Origin of the sequence: Streptomyces lusitanus, assembly GCF_042647945.1 — a bacterium.
GTDB classification, from domain to species: Bacteria; Actinomycetota; Actinomycetes; order Streptomycetales; family Streptomycetaceae; genus Streptomyces; species Streptomyces pseudogriseolus.
In genome coordinates this window covers 85,015-103,199 of sequence record NZ_JBHRWL010000004.1, presented here as the reverse complement: position 1 = coordinate 103,199, position 18,185 = coordinate 85,015, and the positions used below count along the sequence as shown (strand labels likewise).

The 18,185-nt window shown below is 75.6% G+C and carries 10 protein-coding genes; all 10 read right to left on the bottom strand.

The genetic code is table 11. From position 1 onward, the window contains the following. Window positions 1-65 precede the first annotated feature (65 nt). Window positions 66-2,819: an FtsX-like permease family protein gene (locus ACFOSY_RS07055; RefSeq protein ID WP_394305864.1), complete on the bottom strand. Its 2,754-nt coding sequence runs from the start codon at window positions 2,817-2,819 to the stop codon at window positions 66-68. Between the two features lies 1 nt (window position 2,820). Continuing rightward, a complete protein-coding gene (locus ACFOSY_RS07050) occupies window positions 2,821-6,066 on the bottom strand; it encodes an FtsX-like permease family protein (protein WP_394305863.1) in 3,246 nt (1,081 codons plus the stop codon). A gap of 265 nt (window positions 6,067-6,331) precedes the next feature. Next, window positions 6,332-6,745 (bottom strand): globin, encoded by a 414-nt coding sequence (locus tag ACFOSY_RS07045; protein WP_394306231.1) that lies wholly within the window; start codon window positions 6,743-6,745, stop codon window positions 6,332-6,334. A gap of 100 nt (window positions 6,746-6,845) precedes the next feature. Beyond that, window positions 6,846-8,159, bottom strand: a complete 1,314-nt coding sequence (locus ACFOSY_RS07040; RefSeq protein ID WP_394305862.1) for an FHA domain-containing protein — start codon at window positions 8,157-8,159, stop codon at window positions 6,846-6,848. A gap of 83 nt (window positions 8,160-8,242) precedes the next feature. After that, window positions 8,243-9,589: a vWA domain-containing protein gene (locus tag ACFOSY_RS07035; RefSeq protein WP_394305861.1), complete on the bottom strand. Its 1,347-nt coding sequence runs from the start codon at window positions 9,587-9,589 to the stop codon at window positions 8,243-8,245. Window positions 9,590-9,786: 197 nt separating this feature from the next. Then, window positions 9,787-11,517, bottom strand: coding sequence for a protein phosphatase 2C domain-containing protein (locus ACFOSY_RS07030; protein ID WP_394305860.1), 1,731 nt, complete (start codon window positions 11,515-11,517; stop codon window positions 9,787-9,789). Between the two features lie 3 nt (window positions 11,518-11,520). Further along, on the bottom strand, window positions 11,521-14,088 hold the full coding sequence (locus ACFOSY_RS07025) for a serine/threonine-protein kinase (protein WP_394305859.1): 2,568 nt from the start codon (window positions 14,086-14,088) through the stop codon (window positions 11,521-11,523). A gap of 25 nt (window positions 14,089-14,113) precedes the next feature. Beyond that, entirely contained in the window at window positions 14,114-15,460 is a 1,347-nt protein-coding gene (locus ACFOSY_RS07020) for a hypothetical protein (RefSeq protein WP_394305858.1), read from the bottom strand. 63 nt (window positions 15,461-15,523) lie between these two features. Continuing rightward, a complete protein-coding gene (locus ACFOSY_RS07015; protein ID WP_394305857.1) occupies window positions 15,524-16,597 on the bottom strand; it encodes a glutamate ABC transporter substrate-binding protein in 1,074 nt (357 codons plus the stop codon). 50 nt (window positions 16,598-16,647) lie between these two features. Next, window positions 16,648-18,099: a hypothetical protein gene (locus ACFOSY_RS07010; RefSeq protein ID WP_394305856.1), complete on the bottom strand. Its 1,452-nt coding sequence runs from the start codon at window positions 18,097-18,099 to the stop codon at window positions 16,648-16,650. Between the last annotated feature and the right edge of the window lie 86 nt (window positions 18,100-18,185).

The window sequence follows — 18,185 nt, the reverse complement described above, 5'->3', positions numbered from 1 at the left end:
CACAGAAGCGGTTACGGTCACGGGCACAGGCGCGGTCGGTGACGGCGGGGGCAGCACTGACGCGTTCATCGCGCGTCCCCCGCCCGCAGTTCGCGCACCGCGCCGCTGCGCCCCGTCCACCAGGCCTGGGCCGCCGCGACGCCGACGGTCAGGGCGACCACCGCCAGCGCCGGCACCAGCAGGGAGAGCTGGTCGGCGCGCAGCAGCGCGCGTCCCGCGGCCGGCGCCCCGGTGGAGACGGCGACGGTCGTCAGGTCGATGCCGGGTGACAGCAGCCGGATGGCCGCCCAGGCGGTGAGGACGCCGCCGACCGCGGCGAGCAGCGCCTGCGGCAGCGACTCCAGGATCAGCAGCCGCCTGCCCTGGGCGCGGGTGAGGCCCATGGTGCGCAGGCGGGCCAGCAGCGCGGTCCGTTCCGGTGCGGCGCGCAGCAGGGTCAGCAGCAGGGAGAGCGTGGCGTAGGCGGCGCCCGCGGCGACGGCGGCGGCGTAGACGCGCTCGGCGCCGGTTTGCAGCGGGGACTCGACGGTGGCGTCGATCACGGCCGACCTGAGCCGGACCTGCGCGTCACCGCCCGCGGCCTTCTTCAGCGCCGCCGCGTCCGGGTGGTCGCCGGTGACCAGCAGCCCGGTGGGCGGTTTCAGGCCGGCGCGCAGGGCGGAGCCGTCCACCACCAGGAAGTCGTCCGCGCCGAGCGCCGGCGTCCAGGTGCGCACCGCCACGATCCGCGCGGTGAACGAGTCGCCGTCCTCCATGATCACCGGGAACGGGTCCTCGCCGAGCCGTTCGGCCAGGGCGGGGGAGCCCAGCGCGGGCACCGCGTCCTTCCCGGAGGCCTTCAGCGTGTCCGCGTCGAAGGCGCCCTCGTCCATGCGGCCGCTCAGCTTTGCGTACGGGTCCGGTTCGACCCCGGCCAGCGACACCCGCATGCTCCCGGCGAGCGCCGAGTAGGACACCTTCACGGGGGTGACGTCCTCGACGCCGGGGGCGCGCCGGACCCGTTCCTCGGCGTCCGTGCGCCGTGGGTCGAGGTTGTCGGCGCGGGCGTCGGCGCCGACGGCGAACACCGACGCGCGTTCCCGGGCGTCGGCCACCCCGGCGAGGACCGAGCCGCCGAACGCGGCGGTGGTCAGCGCGGTCAGCAGCGCGAGCAGCGGCAGCACCGTGGAACCGCCCGCGCGTCCCGCCCGGGCCAGCGACAGCGGGCCGACCACGCCCCGCATCCGCCGCGCCGGGCGGGCCAGCCCGCGCAGCGGCAGCGGGTACAGGCGCACCAGCAGCAGCGCGGCGATCACGGCCACCAGCACGGGCGCCAGGGACACCAGTTCGTCCCCGGTGGGGTCGCCCTCGGCGGAGGTGCCGCGCGTGCGCAGCGTCAGCACCGCGCCCGCCGCCACGACCAGCAGCGTCACCTCGGTGACCAGGCGGCGCTTGGACGGGCGGGCCCGTACGACGTCCTCGCGGCCGGTGTGCACCCCCACCGCGCGGTGGACGGCCACCGCGCGCAGCGGCAGGGCGGCCAGGGCGATCAGGGCGACGGCGCCCGCCGCGGCGGCGGACTGCGCCGGCCGTCCGGTGCCGACGGCGAGCCGGGCCGCCAGCAGGCCGAGGGCGGCGGCCGGCACGGCGACCACCGCCGTCTCCGCCAGCAGCCGTCCCGCCAGTCCGCGCAGCGAGGCGCCGCGGGCGCGCAGCAGGGTGAGTTCGGCGCGGCGCCGCTCGGCGGCGAGGCCGCCCGCCATGCACAGCACCAGGGCCGCGACCGTTCCGGTGCCGAAGGCGGCGACGGCGACGAGGGGGCCGACGGCCGACCACAGTCCGTCGTACTCGCCGAGCACGGCGTCGAGTTCGGTGGTCACGTCCAGGTGCGGCGAGACGGCCGTGGTCGCCCGCTCCAGCAGCGGCCCGCCCTCCAGGGAGGCGACGGCCGACGTCAGCCGCTCCAGGTCACGGCCGTGAAGGACGGAGAGGTCGGGGGCCAGCGTCCAGTACCGGGCGGGCGCCCCCGGGACGCTCAGCAGCGCCGGGCCCGCGTCCGGCGCCAGCAGCAGGGCGCCGGCCCAGTACTGGCTGGGCACCGGGCCCTGGGTGACCATGAGGTTCGGCCTGCTCAGGCCGGGGAGCGCGGACCAGTACGGCCCGTCCGGCTCGCGGGGGACGACCAGGCCGGTGACGCGCACGGCGAGCGGGTCGCCCTCCGCGCGGGGGAAGTGGACGACCGAGCCCACCCGGATGTGCAGCGCCTTGGCCGTCTCGGCGGTGACGGCGGCCTCCAGGGCGGAGACATCCGGGCCGGGACCGTCCGGGGCCTTCGGCAGCCGGCCCTCCGCGAGCCGGGAGTGGCCGGCGACCCCGCCCTGGGCGACCAGGTGGAACACCGGGGCCAGCCCGTCCGGCTGGGACAGGTACGGGTCGGGGGCCTTGAGAGTCCGGGTGGTGCGCACCCCGGCCGACGACTGCTCCCGGTCCAGCGGCAGCGCGCGGCCCGGCAGCGCGAGCAGCTTCGCGTACGGGCCCTCCACCGCCTCGCGGGTCAGCTGCTCCTCCCACGGTCCGTCGCTGAGGTACACGTCGGCGTCCGACGTCTGGAACTGGACGGTGGTGCGGGCGGGCCCGGCGGTCTCCAGCGCCCGGCGCATGCCCTGCTCGTCGTACCGGTCCAGCGCGGGCGGCAGCGCGGCGGCGAGGAACGCGGTCACCGCGACCAGCAGCGCGAGCGCCGCCGCGGCGCCCGGCGCGGTCCGCAGCCGGGTGCGCACCCAGGGCACGGTCACCCGCGAGGCGGCCGTCCGCGGCCGCCCGGAGGGGCGTACGGTCACGTCACTCACCTCCCCGGTCGCGCAGCGAGGACACCGCGTCGACCCTGCGCAGGGCCAGGACGGCCGTGATCACGAGCGGGACGGCGGCCACCGCGGCCAGCAGCGCCGCCACCCGCAGCGGCGGCAGCACCACCAGCACCCCGGGCAGCGGGCGGGTGGCGTCGGCGGTCAGCATGACCAGCGGGATCACCGCCCGGGCCAGCACCGCGCCGAGCAGCACGCCCACCGCGAGCGCCGTCCCCACCAGCACCCCGTGCTCGGCGAGCACCACCCGGGCCAGCCGGCGCCGGGACGCGCCCAGCGCGCGGAGCACCCCGAACTCGGCGGACCGCTCCCGCAGCGACCCGGCCGCGCTCACCGCGAAGCCGACCGCCGTCAGGGCGGCCGCGGCGAAGGCCGCGGCGGCGAAGGCGTTGCCGGGGCCGGCGCCGAACGGGTCGTCGCGCAGCCCGGCCGCGATCTCGTCGCGCACCACCACCCGGGACGGGTCGATGTCGGGCCAGTTCCGCAGGGCCGCCGCGGCCCGCGCGGACGCGCCCGGCGCGGTGGTCAGCCACCACTCGTCGGGCAGCACGGCCGCGCTCTCGACGCCCTGGAGCGCGCGGTTGACGGAGGCCAGGTCGAGCAGGAGGGCGCCGCCGTCGTCGTCCGCCCCGTCCGACGGCACGGTGGGCAGCCCCCGCACCGCGCGGACGATCCGCACCGGGACGCTGCCGCCGCCCAGCTGCACGCTCAGCCGCTGCCCGACCCGCGCGCCGGTGGACTCCAGGTACCGGTCCGTCGCCACGCCTTCGACCACGGGCACCGGCGGCTGCGGCACGCGCAGGTCCAGCGTGAGCGTCGTGGGCAGCCACGCCATGTCCGGCGGAACGGGCGTGGCGGTGAAGTCGACGGTGGCGGGGGCCCCGGCGGCCATCCGCGGCCGTGCGGCGTCGTCGTCGCCGGTGTCCGGGCCGGAGCCCACGAGCGTCGGCCGCCAGCGGGCCGCCAGCGGCAGGGAGCGGTCCCGGCCCGCCGTGTCCGTGGCGGTCAGCGCGGTGACGGCGAGCCGGCTCCGCCCGCCCTGCCCCACCGGCTGCGGCAGGTCCACGTGGAAGCCGGTCAGCGTCAGCGGTCCCGCCGGGCCCCCGGCGACGGCCGCGAGGTCGACGGCGAGACCGTGCGGCCGCCCGTCCTGGGGCAGCTCGCCGAACCCGAGCGGGTACGGGGTGCCGTGGGCGTCCTCCACGGTGGCGGTCACGTCGGCGGTGGCGGCGGCGTCCGTGCCGCGCAGGGACGCGGTCAGCGCGAGCCGCGCGGTGCCCGCCGGGATCCGGACGCCCGTCGTGGCGCCCTTCGGGGCCAGCCCGGACAGCGCCGTGCGCACCGGGACGTCCGCCAGGTCCGGGCGCATCAGCAGGGCGCCGGCCATCTCCTCGGTGTCCAGCGCCAGCACCGTCGCCTGCCGTCCGCCGGACAGCGACACGCTCGTGCGGAAGGCGGGGGAGGCCGTGCGGACGCCGGGGACGGCCGCGTAGGCGGCGCCTCGTCCCGGGCCGTCGGTGCCGTGGGACAGGACGCGCACCTGGGTGCCGGCCCGGAAGTCCGCCTGGTCGTCCTGCGAGCGTTCCCACGAGGAGCCCTGCCCGACCGCCAGCATGCCCAGCGCCACGGCCAGCACCAGCAGCAGGACCGGCCCGGCTCCGCGCATCGGGCGGCGGCTGAGCTGCCACCCGGCCAGCGCCCCCGGCAGCCCTCGGCTGCGGGCCGCCCGCCGTTCCGCGAGCCGGGCCGGCAGCGGCAGCAGCCGCAGGGTGAGCACCGTGCCGGCGAGCAGCGCCAGCGCCGGGGCGGCCACCAGCAGCGGATCGACGCCCAGGTCCTCGCCGACGGCCCCCGACGGCCGGCTGCTCAGCTGCCAGTACGCCACCCCCGCGACCACCAGCAGTCCCAGGTCCCCGCCCGCCCGCACCAGGCCGGGCAGCGGCTTGGCACGGCCGGAGGCGTACGGGGTGGCGAGCGCGGGGAGCGTGACGGCCAGCGCGCAGCCCAGCGCCACGCCCACCGACACCAGCCACACCGTGCCCTGCGAGGCGACCGAGGTGACGGAGGCGTCCAGGCGCAGCCCGATCCGGGCCAGCGCGCCCCGCCCGGCGAGCAGCCGGGTCAGCGGACCGGCCAGCAGCGGGGCGCACAGCGCGGCGGGCGTGGCCAGCAGCAGCGCCTCCAGGGCGGCGAACCGCGCCACCTGGGCGCGGGAGGCGCCGCGGGCCCGCAGCAGCCGGGTCTCCGCCGCGCGGTCGGCGGTCAGCAGCCGGGCCACCAGCAGCAGGGCGCACCCGGCGAGCAGGGCGAGCTGGAGAACCACGACGAGCAGCGTGGTGCGGGAGACGAACAGGGAGCGCTCGACGCGGTCCAGCGTGGCCGGCAGGTCCCCGGCGGCGGTCGCCGAGCCGTGCAGGGCCCGCGCGGAGGGAAGCGCGGTCAGGCCCTCCTTCATCGCGGTGCGCAGCGCGTCGATCCGGCCGGTGGTCATCCCGGAGAAGTCGGCCGAGGCCAGCCAGCCCACGGGCCCCGCGCTGACCCGCCCCTCGGTGAGCACGGCGGGGTCGGCGAGCAGCGGGCCGTACGTGGTGAAGTGGACGGTGACGATGCCGCGGCCGTCGAGCTCGTCGAGCTGCCAGTAGGGCGCGGACGTGTCGGCCGGCCGGTACAGGCCGGTGACGACGACCCGCGCCGCAGGGCCCTCCGTCCGGTTGTCCAGGGTGAGCCGGGCGCCCGGCCGCAGGCCCAGTTCACGGGCGGCGACCACGGGGAGGGCGACCTCGATCTCCGGTCCCGAGGGGCGCGCGGCGGGCATCCGGCCCTCGGTGAGGCGCACCTGGGTGCGGTCGAGCGCCGCGAAGTGCGTGAGGTCGGGCTCGTCGCCCTCGGCGCGCCGGTCCGCCGGACGCAGCGAGGCCGGCAGACCGTACGGGCCGGACCGGGCCAGGGTGCGCAGCGTCACCGGCAGGCCGTCGTAGGCCCGCTCGGCCCCCCGGCGCACGGCGGCGTCGGCGGCGGCCCGGCCGCCCTCGGGCAGCGACTCGGCCTTGACCAGAAGAGTGGTGGCCGCGGCGTCCCGGGGGTTGGTGAGCGCGTGCCGCAGGGCGCCGTCGCCGATGGTCGTGGAGTAGGCGGTGAGAGTGGCCAGGACGGCCGTGGTCAGCAGGACGGTGAGCAGCGCGGCGGCGAGCAGCGGACGGCGCGCCCGCGCGCGGGCCAGCACGAATCTCGCCGATCCCCCAGCGGCGTCCACCGCGACCCCCCGTGTTGTCCAGACCTCTCGGGGATGGTGTCAGAGGGACAACGCGGGAGGCACCGGTCGGAGTCCGCTTTTGACCTGATCGTGATCGCAATGCGGAGTCGCGTGCTCGGAATGTGACGCTCGCGTGATCCCGGCCGCTCGGGGCCGCTCGGGGCCGGTCAGGGCCGGTCGGGTCCAGTCGCTGCCGGTCGGGGCCGGTGCGGGCCCCTCAGTCCGGTCAGTCCGGTCAGTCCGGGGAGTTGACCATGGAGGCCGCCGCGTAGGTCAGGTACTTCCAGAGGGTCTGCTCGTGCTCCTCGGACAGGCCCAGTTCGTCCACGGCGTCCCGCATGTGCTTCAGCCACGCGTCGTGCGCCGCCCGGTCCACCTTGAACGGGACGTGCCGCATCCGCAGCCGCGGATGGCCACGGTTCTGGCTGTAGGTGGTCGGACCGCCCCAGTACTGCATGAGGAACAGCGTCAGCCGCTCCTCGGCCGGGCCCAGATCCTCCTCCGGGTACATGGGCCGCAGCAGCGGGTCCTCGGCCACACCTTGGTAGAAACGGTGGACGAGCCGGCGGAAGGTGTCCTCCCCGCCGACCTGCTCGTAGAAGGTCTGCTCCTGAAGCGTGCCGCGCCGAATCTCTGTCACGCCGTCCATGGTCTCAGACGCCACGGCGTACGACTCAAGGCCTAGGACCGGCCTCCGGGCGGCGGTGCGGGCCGCGGCGCGGACGCCGCGGCCTGCCGATCGCCGGTGCTCAGCCCCGGCGGATGGTGATCGTCGTCCAGGCGCCCACGTGGACCCGGTCGCCGTCCTGCAGCGGGACCGGGACGAACGGCTGGATCGGCTCCTCGGAGCCGTTGACCGTCGTGCCGTTCGTCGAGTTCTGGTCGACGACCGCCCAGCTGCCGTCCGGCTGCTGCACCAGCACCGCGTGCTGGTGCGAGACGCCCGGGTCCTCCGGCGGGGTGGACAGATCGATGTCGGGGGTGTCGCCGGTGGAGTGCCGGCGGCGGCCGATGGTGATCTGGTTGCCGGTGAGCGTGCGCTGCTGCTCGGGCGAGTACGCGGGCAGGTTCAGACCCGCGGCCTCGGGGCCGGAGCGCTGCATCATCGCCATGAAGTACTCGCGGTCCGGACCGATCGTCGCGGTCCAGGTGGCCGGGCCCTGCTGCTGCCGCGGCTGCTGCGGGAAGCCGCCGGGTCCGGGCGGCGCCTGGGTGCCGCCCTGCTGCGGGTAGCCGTAACCGCCGTGCCCGCCGGGGCCGTTCGGACCACCGGGACCACCGGGACCACCGGGACCACCGGGACCGCCGTGCCCACCGGGACCGCCCGGGCCGCCGGGTCCGCCGGTCGGCGGGGAGATCACCCAGTCGTCGTCACCGCCGCCGTACGACGGGCCGCCGCCCTGCGGCGGACGGCCGGTCTCCTGCGGGAAGCCGGGCGGGGCCGGGGGACCGGAGTGGAAGCCCTGCGGGGCGCCGGGGCCGTTCGGACCGCCGGGGCCACCGGGACCGCCCGGACCGCCGCGGCCGGGCGGGGGCGGCGGGGGCGGGACAGGGCGCGAGGGGTCGCCGCCGAAGCCGGGCGGGCCCGGCGGGATCGGCTCGGCGGGCCGGTTCACCTGCGAGGGGCGCGAGCTCTGGTAGTCGAACCCGTCGCCGCCGCCGTACGACGGAGGGGGCGGCTGCTGCCCGAAGGGGCCGCCGGGACCACCAGGGCCGCCGCCGGGGTGACCCGGGCCGGGGGCCGGCGGGCGCGGGGCGGCCGGGGTGTACGAGGTCGCCGTGTTGGTGAGGAAGTTCCAGCGGCACTCCTCGCAGAACGGCGCACCGCCCTCACGCGGCGTGCGGCACTGCGGGCACAGCTCCGGCTGCGCGCCGGGGCCGCCGTAGCCGCCGCCAGGACCGCCCGGGGCGCCGCCCGGGGCGCCGGGCGGCGGGAAGCCGTAGCCGGCACCGGGCGCCGGCGGCGGGGGAGGAGGTGGAGGCACGGCACCCGCCATGCGGTGACCGCACACCTCGCACCAGTCGTCGGAACCCGACTGGTGTCCGTTCGGGCAGGTCGGCATGTCGGCGCTTCCCCCTCTCCTTTTCCGGTCGGTTCCGACCGGATTTCTCCAACCCCGAGGGGCCAGGCTCGCTTACTTGCAGATCATTTCTTTACACGAACAGTCTTGGTCGACCGTGTCTCGAGTGTCATCTCGTCGGCCTCCTCGACCTTCGCCTTCAGTCGCACAGTACCGGTCGCGGCGTCGACGACGTCCACCACCTTCGCAAGCAGTTTCGCAGTATCGGCGTTGCCGGAGGCACTCGCGAGCTGAACGGCTCGGCCCAGCTTGGCCGTTGCTCCGTCCATATCTCCCACTTTGCGCAGATCCAACCCTTCCTGGATGACTTCCGCCAGTTCGGCCTGGCCCGTGTAGTGGGCGACCTGAGGGTTGATCGACGTCGACGCGGCCAGGTCGTCCGTCCACACCGCCCGCACCAGCCCCTGCGCGCCCAGGTTCTGCACGCTGCCGTCGGGGTGCGGAATGACAAGCGACACCCGTGCCGCGAGCATCTCCTGGCCCACGGCGGCGGGCGGCACCTCCACGCAGAGGTGGTAGTCACGGGACTCGTCGCCCCAGGAACCGAGCGGGTAGTCGCCCGCGCGCGGGCCCGCCTCGGTGCGCCGGCCGGTCAGCTCCTCGACCGTCGGCGCGACCTGCTTGACGAACGTCACGGTGGCGCCGGCCGGGGTCCACAGACGCAGCGAGACGTCCGCGACCTCCTTGCCCATCGCCGTCTCCATCATCCGCGTGAAGTCGGCGGCGAGCCCGGCCGGGTCGGCGACGATGTCGGCGGTGCCGAGCAGGGCCGAGGCGATGCCTGTGACTTCTTTCACTTCCCAGTCGGTGCCCACGCCGCGGGCGTCGCAGGTGAACCGTCCGGCGCAGGCGTCCAGCGCGGCCCTCAGGTCCTCCGGCGACTCGTGCTCGTTGCGGCCGTCGGTCAGCAGGATGCCGTGTCGGATCGCCACGTCCGCCGACGCCAGCAGCCGGTCGGCGCGGCGCAGCCAGGTCCCGATCGCCGTGCCGCCGCCCGCGCTCAGTTTCCGCAGCGCCTGCTTGGCCTGCTCCCGGGTGTCCGGCCCGGCCACCGCGAGCCGCCCCTGGCCCGGGTACACCTCCCGCGCCAGATGGGTGCCGGCGACCACCGCGAAGTGCACGCCGTCGCGCAGGGTGTCGATCGCGGCGGCCGTGGCGTCCCGCGCGTTGCGCATCTTCGTCGGCGGGTAGTCCATCGAGCCCGAGCAGTCGACCATGAGGACCACCGCCGCGGAGGGGCCCTCGCCGGGCGAGTACAGGTGCGGCGCCGCCACCGCGCTGCCGATGGTGCCGCCGCCGGTCGCCGTGACCGTCACCACCGCGTTGACCTCGCGGCCGCCCTCCGGCAGGTACTCGTTCTGGTACACGTCCACCGAGAACTGCGGCACGTTCGATTTCGAGAAAATGGCCATGCCTGGTTCGCTCCCCCTCCGGTGCCCCGACGGCGCGGGGCGACGACGTCTTCACGGACCGGTCCCCTCCGGTCCGTTGAAGCTTCCCCGTGCGAGGCCGGCCGTACGCGGCACGCGGCCGCGGCACACGCCTGCGTGTGTGTCCGCGTGCGGGTGCCGCATGCCCGCGTCCGGCGCGTGGTGCGCGGTTCGCGGCCTCAGGCCGATCCTGCCCCCTGAATGACGGCCGGGAACGGCACCAGCGCCACTGTTACGTTGTCGTGGCCGCCGCCGTCGAGGGCGTGACCGACCAGCACGCGGGCGGCGTGCAGGGGGCGCGCGGCGGCGTCGACGGGCACCGCCTCGGCCATCTCGTCCGCGGACTCGGCGTAGTTCCACAGGCCGTCCGTGCAGACCACGACCACGCCGGGGCGGTCCGGTTTGAACGCCGCCGTGTGCGGCTCCAGTTCGTACGCGTCCGCGCCCAGCCAGCCGGTGATCGCGTGCGCGCGGTGGTCGGCGTACGCCTCGGCCTCGCCCATCAGGCCCGCCGCGACCATCTGCGCGGCCCACGAGTCGTCCTCGGTCAGCCGCGCCGGCGGGGCGGACCGGTCCACCGGGATCCAGTACGCCCGGCTGTCGCCGACCCAGCCGACGACCAGCAGACCCGCGGTCACCACCGCACTGACGATCGTGCACGCGGGCGCGTTCTGCTGCGGGGCGTGCTCGCGGGCCTCCGCGGGCTGCTCGTCCGCCAGGGCGTTGACCGCCTCGGAGGCGGCGAGGATCGCCTCGTGCATCGCCTGCTGCGGGTGCGTCCCGCGGGGCAGGGCGTCGAGCAGGGACGCGTTCGCCGCGCGGGAGGCGGCGAGTGACGCCTCGTCGGGGCGGGTCGCCGAGGAGACGCCGTCACAGACGACCGCCACGGACACGGGGGTGCCGTCCGGCAGCGCGGTCGTGCCGACGGCGAAGGCGTCCTCGTTGCGGTGGTGCCGCAGACCGCGGTCGCTGACCGCGGCGAGGGGGCCGCATTCCTGTTCCATGTGGTCCCGTTCGCGCGGCTGGGCGTGGCCGCAGTTCTCGCAGTAACCGTCGTCGTCCACCCGCCCGGCCCGGCACGCCACACAGACGGCGGACACCGGCCCGCCCCCCTGCGCGGGCGCCTCGGCGGCGTCGGCGGCATCGGCGGCGACACGGGGATCGGGGGCCTGAAGGGTGTAGCCGTCGGCCTGGGCGGGCTGCTGGGCGGGCACTTCCGGCTGCGCCGGCCGGTCGAAACGGACGCCGGTGGAGGGCGCGCCCTGGGGGGCCGTCGGGGCGGACGCGGGCTGCGGGGGCGCGGGCTGCGCGGGCGCGCCCGGGGGGACATGCGGAGCGGGAGGCGCGGGAGGGGCTGTCGGCGGGGCGCCGGGCGCGGAGGTGCCCGGGGCTGGGGTGTGTGGGGCGGATGCCGCACGGTACGGGCCGGCTGCACCCGGGTGCGCGGGGAGGCCGGTTGACGGGGCGTCGGCCGGCCGCCGGGCACCTGCGTCCCCGGACGGGACGGCGCCCGGCGCGTTGCCGGCGGGCGCGGCGTGCGGAGCGGTTGCCGCAGGGTGTGGGCCGGCTGCGCCCAGGTGTGCGGGGGTGCCGCCCGGCGCGGGGGCGTGCGGGCCCGGCCCCGCAGGGGTGGTGCCCGGCGCCGGCACCCCCGGGGCTCCGACTGCGGGTGGGGCGGTCGGGGGTGGTGGGGCCGCGGGTCCCTGGGCTCGGGGGCCGGGGTGGGTGGAGGACGGCCACGGGGTCTGGGGTGGCACCCCGGTCATGGTGAGCGTCGGTTCGTCCACCGGTCGTGCCGGCACGACCGACAAGTCGTATCCGCACGCGCCGCAGAAACGATCACCCGACTCGAGGGGTTCCTCGCAGCTCGGGCATTTCGACAGCGCGGCCTGCTGGGGCATCTGCGACATCAACTACACCCACGTCCGGGGGCGGTAACGATTGGCACGTTCCACCAGGTCGATCCTCTCCTCGCCGCTGCGCGCCAGCCGGGCCAGCGTGCGGTACGAGCGCTCCAGGCCGAAGCGCAGCCCACGCTCGTCCAGGCCGCTGCCGAGCAGCGTCCGCCCCCCGGCGGCGGGAGGAGCGGAACCCTGGCCCCCGGAGAGTACCCAGTCCAGTCCGCGGCCGAGGACCTCCGCCGCCAACAGCTCGCGGCGCGCCGGGTCCAGACCGTACGACTCCAGCGCCTCGACCTGGCCCGCGGCGGCCGTCAGGTCGTCCAGGAGCGGCGCGTCACCCGCTGTGGCCGTACGCCCCCGCAGCCGCGCCCGGACCGCCGCCACCCGGGCGGCGGTGTAGTGGATGGAGGACTCGGGCACCGACTCCAGCGTCCGCACGGCGCCGTGCCGGTCGCCGGCCGCCAGCCGCACCCGGGCCAGCCCGAACGCGGCGCTGACATGGCTCGGGTCGGTGGACCACACCAGGCGGTAGTACTCGGCCGCGTTGTCCAGCTGGCCCAGCACCTCCGCGCACAGCCCCAGCGCCAGCTTCGGCGCGATCTCGCCGGGGAAGGCGTCGTAGATCGCGTCGAAGGCGAGCGCCGCGCCCTCGTGGTCGCCGGTGACGAGCGCGGCCACGCCCCGGTACCAGACCACCCGCCAGTCGTCCGGGTCCGCGGCCTCCAGCGCGCTCAGCGCCTCCAGCGCGGTCCCCCACTCGCCCGTCTCCAGCCGCGCCCGCACCTCACGCAGGCGCGTCTCGGTCGACGGGTCGGGCGCGGCGGCCAGCGCGTGGATCAGCTCGGCGGGCGCGGACGTCAGCAGACCGGCGAGGAAACCCGCGTTGGGGTCGGTGGGCTGGACGTGCGGGACGGGCAGCGCGAGGGCGGCCGTGGGGCAGTCCACGGGCCGGACCAGGGCGGCGGGGGAGTGGGGCGTCACGGGCGCAGGAACCGGCACGCCCTTACGGGTCCGGGTGCGGCGGGCGCCCAGGCGGGACACGTCACCGTCCAGTTCCGGGAACAACTCCGTGTCCGTCACCCGCAGTTCCGGACCGAACAGCGTCGACAGCGCCGGGCGCGCCTGCCCCGACTGGAGCGACACGACCTCCCGCAGCACGCCCGTCAGCTGCTCGGCCATCTCCTGCGCGGAGGCGAACCGGCGCGCCGGGTCCGGGTCCGTGGCCCGCACCAGCAGCCGGTAGAACGACTCGTAACTCCGGAACACCTCGATGGTGTCCGGGTCCGGCAGGGAGTCCGCGTAGACGTTGGTGTAGCCCTGGAAGTCGAACGTGAGGACCGCCAGCGTGCGGGCGACCGTGTACAGGTCGGACGCCACCGACGGGCCGGCCTCGGCGACCTCCGGCGCCTGGTAGCCGACCGTGCCGTAGATCGCCGACTCGTCGTCGTCCATGCGGCGCACCGCGCCCATGTCGATCAGCTTCAGCTGGTCCTCGGTCTGGATCGCGTTGTCGACCTTGAAGTCGCAGTACAGCAGGTTGCGGCTGTGCAGATGCCCGAGCGCCTCCAGCGCCTCGATGCCGTACGCGCACGCCTGCTCCACCGGCAGCGGGTCGCGCCTGCCCTCCGGCGTACGGCGGGCGTTGGCGATCTCCTTCAGCGACTTGCCGCCGACGTACTCCATGACGATGTAGCCGTCGAGGGAGCCGGTGCGCTGGTCGAGGTGCTCCACGAAGTTGTAGATCCGCACGATGTTGGCGTGCTCGATCTCCGCGAGGAAGCGGCGCTCGGAGATGGCCGCCGCCATCGCGTCCTGGTCGCCCGTGTCGAGCAGGCCCTTGAGGACCACCCAGCGGTCGGACACCGCGCGGTCCACGGCCAGGTAGATCCAGCCGAGCCCGCCGTGCGCCAGACAGCCGACCACCTCGTACTGGCCGTGCACCACGTCACCGGGACGCAGCTTCGGCACGAACGAGTACGGGTGACCGCACTTGGTGCAGAAGCCCTCCGTGCGGCCCGGCCGGCCGTTGCGCGCCCGGCCCACCGGCGCCCCGCAGTCCGACCGCGAGCAGTAGCGCTTGCGCTCCGGCACCTCCGGGTCGTCCAGCACCATCCGCCGCGGATCGGGCCGCGGGATCGGCGGCACCTGCACCAGCCCCACGCCCAGCCGGCCCCGCCCCGAACTGCCCGCGCCGGAGCCGGAGCTGCGTACCGACACCGAACGGCCCGCCGCCGTCCGGCCGGACAGCGAACGGGACAGCCGCCCGGAGACGGAGCGGCGGGACTTCGAGGACTGGGACGACGTGCGGGAGCTGCGGCTGCTTCGGCCGCTGCCGGCGCGCGCGCCCGTCGAGCGTTCGCCCGAGCCGTGCGAGTCGCGGCCGCCCGCCGTGATGCCCGTCGGGGGTGACGCCACCAGTCCCGTCGGCGACACCACGGGCGCCAGACCGCACGTGTCGCAGTACAGCTCGCCCCCGCCGACGTCGTCGTACGTGCCGTCGCAGTCGGGGCGCTGACACGCGGACCGTTCCTGCGCGGGCGTCGCGGGCGCCGCCGGTCCCTGTGTTCCCGGTTCGCTCATGCTCCAGCCGCCTCCCCCTCGTCGCTCATGCCCCCGGCCCCCTGTGCCCGTCCGGCCCGGCCCCCTGACCCGGCACCCTCGGCGAGGCGCCCAGCAGCTCCGCCACCGCCTGCTGGTAGCGCAGCACCGTCTGCTCGGCCGCGCGCAGGTCGCACGGCGCGCTCCACAGCATGCGGCGCGCCTTCTCGTACCGCTCCACCAGCAGCGGGTCCTCGGCCAGACCGTGCCGGGACACCTTCGCCTTGTACGCGTCCAGCCGCCCGCGCAGTTCCGCACGCACCGCCAGCGGCGCCGTCACCGCCGTCAACGACTCGCGGGCACGCAGCAGTTCGTCCTCCGCCTTCTGCTCCAGCGACTCCAGCAGCGGGGACAGCCGGTGCCACTGGGCGTGCCTGCGGTACTCCGCCGCCGTCGACAGCTGCTCCTGCAGCGCCGTCGGCGGGCCGCTGACCACCGGCACCTCCGTCGCCGCGATCTTCGCCAGCACCTCGCCGCGCGCGGTGCGCGCCTCGGCGAGGGTGCGGTCGGCGCGGGAGAGCACGTCGCGGAGGCGGACGATGCGCTTCTCCGCGTCCTGACGGACCGCCAGCACCGCGTCGATCTCGCGCCGCACGTCCTCCAGGGCGCGGGCCTCACGGTCGTAGACGGTGGTGTCGGGCTTCCCGCCGCCCGGCGCGGAACTGCCCTCCGCCGGCTTCCAGAACGCCAGCGGGTCCGACACCACCTGCTCGCGCAGCTTCGTCAGCGTGCGGGTGATCCGCTCCAGGTCGTCGCCCGCCGGATGCTCGCCCGGACGCACCCCGACCGAGTGCGCCAGCCTGCTCGTGCGGTGCAGCTCCGCCGACAGTAAATCGATCCGGGCGGGCAGCGCGGACCACACCGCGTCCGCCGCGACCACCATGTCCAGCGAGGACGCGTACAGCTCGTTCATACGGTCGACGAGGGAGGAGAGCGAGTAGCGCTCGCTGAGCACACCCGGACCGGCCTGACCGCCGTGCAGCGTCGGCGCGTTGGCCGTCGCGGCGGCGCTGCCGGCCACCGTCACCGGCTCGCCGCGCAGCAGCTCCGTCAGCTCCACCAGGTCCTCGCGGCTGGACCAGCGGCGGCGGGCGCGGATCTCCCGCGCGGTGCGCAACACGTCCGTGTACGCGTCGAAGTAGGTCCACAGCAGCGTGATCGCCGCCTCCGTGGACGTCCACCGCTCGGCGGTGACGCCGGTGAGCCGGGCGCCCTCCAGCAGTCGTCGGCCCGCGTGGTCCTGCAGGGCGAGGAGCGAGGTCTCGATCGCCTCGTGCTCCGCGCCGAGCCGCGCCAGCGCACGGTCCACCTCGTCCCGGTCCATCACCGGCCCGGCGGGATCCGTGTCGGCCATCGATCACCTCTCGCTGCGGGGAAGGGGGGGGTAGGAATCGGGGGAGTGGGGGTGGGGTCGCGGTCAGCTTCGGCGCAGGTACTCCGGGGTCGGGGGCCTTGACGCGGACGGGTCGTCGTCCATCGTGGCGGACAGCCATTTCGTGTACGAGGCCTCCCAGCCGGTCGCGGTGTCCTGCCGGAAGTCCACGAGGATCTGGTTGACCCGGCGCACCAGGTCGTCCGCGTCCTTCTTCATCGCCACGCCGTAGTACTCGGTCGTGAACGCCTCGCCCTTGAGCTCCACCGTCGGATCCTGCGCGGCCTGACTCGCCGCGAGGGCGCCGTCGTTGACGACCGCGTCCACCTCGCCGAGCTGGAGCCGCACCAGGCAGTCCAGCTGGTTGGGCACGGTGGTGGAGATGTCCGTCGACGCCGGAAGGTCGCCGTTCCTCCGGTCCTCCTCCAGCTTCGCGTACGCCGTCGAACCCTTCGCCGTGCAGACCTTGCGGTTCGCGAGCGTCTCGTCGTACCCCTCGATCGGGGAGGACTTCGGCGCCAGCACCTGCTGGCCCGTCCTGAAGTACGGCGCGGAGAACGCCACGTCCTCCAGGCGCGAGCAGTTGATCGTCATCGTGCGGACCACCAGGTCCACCCGGCCGTCCTGGATCGCCGGGATGCGCTGGTCGGTCGGGATCGCCTTGAACTGGACGGCGTCCGGGTCGCCGAGGATGTCCTCCGCGATGCGGTGCACCAGGTCGATGTCGAAGCCCTCGAGACGGCCGCTCTCGCCGCCGTTCGGGTCGCGATAGCCCCAGCGGTAGCTGTTCTGGTCCACGCCCACGATCAGCTTGCGCTTCTCTCCGGGGCGGGCCTTGATCGCCGCGATGGTGGGGCCGTCGGCCCGGGACGGGGCGAGGGTCTGCTTCTCGGGGGCCTCGCAGTCGTCGGCGGCGCGGGCGGTGTCGGCGGTGGTGGCGGTGGCGGTCAGGGCTTGGGTGGTGCGGGTGGCGGCCGGCTTGTCGCCGGCCCGCTGTGAGGCCACCGAGCCCGTGCAGGTCAGGGACAGGGCGAACACCAGTGCCAGGGCGCAGGCCGCTGCCATCGCGCCCACTCCGCCCCAGCCCTTCAGGCGGGCCCGCAGGTGTCGTGCGTGCATCGTCATGGCCCCCTTCGGCTTCGTCGTCCCCTTCGGCGTCCGCTGCTTCGTCATCGGTACTCCGACAGCCTGCGGCCGATGCCCAGCACCGCGCCCGCCGCGCCCAGCACGGCGAGGACCGCCGCGCCCGTCGGCAGGCCCGTCAGCGCGTCCCGGCCGTCGCCGGCCGCCGACGCGAACTCCGCCTCCTCGTGCGCCAGCGCCGTCGCCAGGTTCTTGTCGACGGCGTCGAAGCACTCGCCCGTGGCGTCCTTGGCGCCGATCACCAGGTCCAGCGCCTGCTGGTAGTTGCCGTTCTCGTCCTGCTCGCGGGCGGCCGCGTGCCGCTTCTTCCACTCCGTCATGTTGCCCACCGCGGCGGTCACCGGCTTCGCTCCGGTGTCGTCGTCCGCGAGACGCTGGGCGTGGGCGAGGCCCTTGGCGAGCGCGTCGATGTCACGCGTGAAGTCGTAGTCGTAGGCGTCGAGGGTCTTGTCGCCGACCTTCGTGGTCTCCGCGCCGCGCGCCACGAGAGTCAGGTTCTCGTTGCCGCGGGCCTTGAGCGAGGCGATGCGGGCGTCGTGGAGCACGGCGAGGGACTGCACGCCGTGGTCGTACGAGTCGTTCAGGTGGTCGCGGGCGAGGGCGTGGCCGGCGGTGAGCCAGAGGAGGACGACGGCGGTCGCCGTCGTCGCCGTCACCAGGCCGTGGTTGAGGACGCGGTTCGTGCGGAGGTACGTGCGACGCTGGACCCAGGCGAGGGCGGCGAGCGTCGCCAGACCCAGGGCGATGGCGGGCCAGGGGTACGGGGTCGCGTCCGCGTAGTCCGCGCGGAGACGCTGGTTCTCCTTGGTGTAGAGGTCCTGCGCGGCCGGCAGCATCTCCTGCTGCATCTTCTCGTTCGCGTAGCGCAGGTAGGCGCCGCCCACGGGGTATCCCTGACGGTTGTAGGTGCGGGCGCGCTCGACCAGGCCCTTGTACTCGGGGAGCAGGCGGTTGAGCTTCGTGATGGTGCGGGTGGAAGGGGAGTTGGGGGCCGCGTTGGCCGCGGCGTTGACCAGCTTCGCGGCGGCGGTCGCGATGTCACGCTCGTAGCGGTCGCGGGTGGCGGCGGACTCCTGGCCGCCGGCGAGGAAGCCGCTGCTGGCCGCGGTGTTCGCGTCCGCGAGGGAGCGGTAGATGTCCGCGGCGTCCGAGGTGAGGGGCTGGCTGCTGGTGAGGACCGCGTCGGCGGCGGTCGCGCGGTCGGTCATCTGCCAGGCGGTGACCGCGCCGAACGCGACCACGAGGGCGGCCAGGAGCGCGCCGATGATGCGGAGGCGGCCGGGTTCCGTGGTGGCGGCGTGGCGGAGCTGGTCGATGCCTTCGGCGAAGGCTGTGCGGCGGGGGGTGGGGGGTGAGGCGCTGTTCCGGGTGTCGGGTGCCGTGGGGGCGGTGGCGGGTGCGGCGGGGGCCGGTGTCGTGGGCTGGGGTGGGATTGCCGGCAGTGTTGGTGGCGCGCCTGTGTTCGGTGTGTGTGTCATCTGACCTCCCCCATGGTCATCCTCCGCGGCAAGTATCGCCGTCGGGCGCGACATCCGCACCGGCCTTGACACGATCTTGATCACTT

What these genes read in the sequence shown, in the direction of transcription:
- ACFOSY_RS07045 (WP_394306231.1), bottom strand. Translation starts at nt 6,745, where the DNA reads ATGGACGGCGTGACAGAGATTCGGCGCGGCACGCTTCAGGAGCAGACC.
- ACFOSY_RS07040 (WP_394305862.1), bottom strand. Translation starts at nt 8,159, where the DNA reads ATGCCGACCTGCCCGAACGGACACCAGTCGGGTTCCGACGACTGGTGC.
- ACFOSY_RS07035 (WP_394305861.1), bottom strand. Translation starts at nt 9,589, where the DNA reads ATGGCCATTTTCTCGAAATCGAACGTGCCGCAGTTCTCGGTGGACGTG.
- ACFOSY_RS07030 (WP_394305860.1), bottom strand. Translation starts at nt 11,517, where the DNA reads ATGTCGCAGATGCCCCAGCAGGCCGCGCTGTCGAAATGCCCGAGCTGC.
- ACFOSY_RS07025 (WP_394305859.1), bottom strand. Translation starts at nt 14,088, where the DNA reads ATGAGCGAACCGGGAACACAGGGACCGGCGGCGCCCGCGACGCCCGCG.
- ACFOSY_RS07020 (WP_394305858.1), bottom strand. Translation starts at nt 15,460, where the DNA reads ATGGCCGACACGGATCCCGCCGGGCCGGTGATGGACCGGGACGAGGTG.
- ACFOSY_RS07015 (WP_394305857.1), bottom strand. Translation starts at nt 16,597, where the DNA reads ATGCACGCACGACACCTGCGGGCCCGCCTGAAGGGCTGGGGCGGAGTG.
- ACFOSY_RS07010 (WP_394305856.1), bottom strand. Translation starts at nt 18,099, where the DNA reads ATGACACACACACCGAACACAGGCGCGCCACCAACACTGCCGGCAATC.